A 1,829-nucleotide genomic window follows, 5' to 3' on the forward strand; every position below is an offset into this window, starting at 1 on the left:
TAAAAGTTATACACCACCCATTTTTTAGTAAAAATCAGGCCAAAGTGCAGCTCTTTTTTACAACAGCTTTGGGGGTTCGTTTTAGTTTTCGGTCAGCATCGAAGAAAGCTTGAAAACACCGCTTTTCAACTCAAGCCGCCCTCTTTTCTGGCAGCTTGCTAAAGTTAAAATCACTGGTTGTTTTGCTCAGTGCTTTTACCCTATTTTCTTCAACATGCTGGCAGTTAACAAACGGTTTGTGTATAACAAAAAAATTAAGTCACTCACTTTGTTCGTTGGGACGCATACACGTGGGCTGCTTCGCATTGTAGCCCACGCGCATGCGCCCCTTATTTAAAAGTTATGTACTTAAGGAAATATGAACCTATTATTTGTTTGTTCAGAAAATCGTTTGCGTAGCCCGACAGGTGAAGAAGTCTTTTCTGAATATGAAGGAATCAACGCAATTGGATGCGGCACTAATGCAGATGCGGAAACACCGCTTTCAGGCGACCTTATTGAATGGGCCGACGCCATTTTAGTTATGGAAAAATCTCACAGAAATAAGGTCTCCAAAAAGTACAAAGATCTACTTAAAGGTAAAAAACTGGCGTGCTTGGACATACCTGACAACTACGAGCGTATGCAGCCCGAGCTTGTTCGCCTTTTAAAAAATAAGGTTCCAAAGTTTGTACGGTTGTAATTGGCACGTACATAACAACTCAATAAACTCGCTCACTTCGTTCGCTGGGACGCATACACGCAGGGCGGCTTCGCCATTATGCCCTACGTGCCTGCGCCCGTTATTGAAAAGTTAGCTGCAAATATGGAAACATTAATCTCAACAGTTGTTTTAATTTCTATTCCGTCTTTTTTTGCTGTACGTCATTTAAACGAATATGGCACTTTTGACGACCCCAAGATTTGGGGGCGGGCTGAAAAAATAGCCTCTTTATTGTTTGCGCTCTATTTGGGAATGATTTCAGTTTTGGGTAAATCAGGCATTTATTCCTTCTATGAACCAGTTTCGACTATTCGCGATCCCCGCTTTATGTTTTTCTTTTTGTTTCCTAGCATTGGCTTCGGTATTGCTATGTTTCCACGTGTAGCAGCAGAGTTCAGTCAAAACTACTTGCCTATGTTGCAATCTGATATGCTCAAGTACTTTAGTATTTATGGTTGGCTAATTATTGTCTGTTTAACATTAATAATTGCGGTTTAATCAGCATATGCAGCTAACAAACAACTGTTGGCGCTCACTGCGTTCGCTGGGACACAAATACATGGGCTCCCTCGCTTCGCTCGTTATTTTAGCCCATGTATTTGTGCCCCAAAGTTGGGGCGTTAGGTGCTAAAGGATTAACTATCAGATATTTTCTTTTCTTAGCTCTCTTTACGTCTGTTTTTGTATCCATGGATGCCGCAGCCAGAGGAAGTTATTGCTATAGTGAATGCCAAGCACTATTCAAAGACCTATCTTTTGGTAGCCCCTTGTTCGGGCTTTTTTACTTGATTGCCCCAATCTTCGGTTTTGTTGCTATTGCCGGTAAAAAAGCTAAAACCAAAGAAAACGTAAACAAGAGTAACTCTGAAAACGCAGGGCGCACGTTTTATGCTTTGGCATTCATAAGTCTAATCATTATATTGGTGGTTGAATTTGCACGCACCTAACAAAAAAATTAAGTCGTGGGCTAAAGCCCACTGGGACGCTAACACGCAGGGCCGCTTCGCTATTATGCCCTACGCATTATCGCCCCTTATTTAAAAGTTATACACCACCCATTTTTTAGTAAAAATCAGGCCAAAGTGCAGCTCTTTTTTACAACAGCTTTGGGGGTTCGTTTTAGTTT

Annotated in this window: 3 protein-coding genes; all 3 read left to right on the top strand. The window is 41.4% G+C overall.

From position 1 onward, the window contains the following. Window positions 1-358: 358 nt before the first annotated feature. The 3 genes from LHL20_RS20835 (at window position 359) to LHL20_RS20845 (ending at window position 1,650) form a co-directional block, all read left to right on the top strand. Window positions 359-682, top strand: a complete 324-nt coding sequence (locus LHL20_RS20835; protein WP_226434674.1) for a low molecular weight protein tyrosine phosphatase family protein — start codon at window positions 359-361, stop codon at window positions 680-682. A 123-nt stretch (window positions 683-805) separates the two neighbouring features. Next, window positions 806-1,201 carry a hypothetical protein gene (locus LHL20_RS20840; protein ID WP_226434675.1) on the top strand — a complete coding sequence of 132 codons (396 nt, stop codon included), beginning with the start codon at window positions 806-808 and terminating at the stop codon, window positions 1,199-1,201. A 101-nt stretch (window positions 1,202-1,302) separates the two neighbouring features. Next, window positions 1,303-1,650, top strand: coding sequence for a hypothetical protein (locus tag LHL20_RS20845; protein WP_226434676.1), 348 nt, complete (start codon window positions 1,303-1,305; stop codon window positions 1,648-1,650). Window positions 1,651-1,829: the final 179 nt, after the last annotated feature.

It is taken from the genome of Alteromonas sp. McT4-15, assembly GCF_020515205.1.
Classification (GTDB): Bacteria; Pseudomonadota; Gammaproteobacteria; order Enterobacterales; family Alteromonadaceae; genus Alteromonas.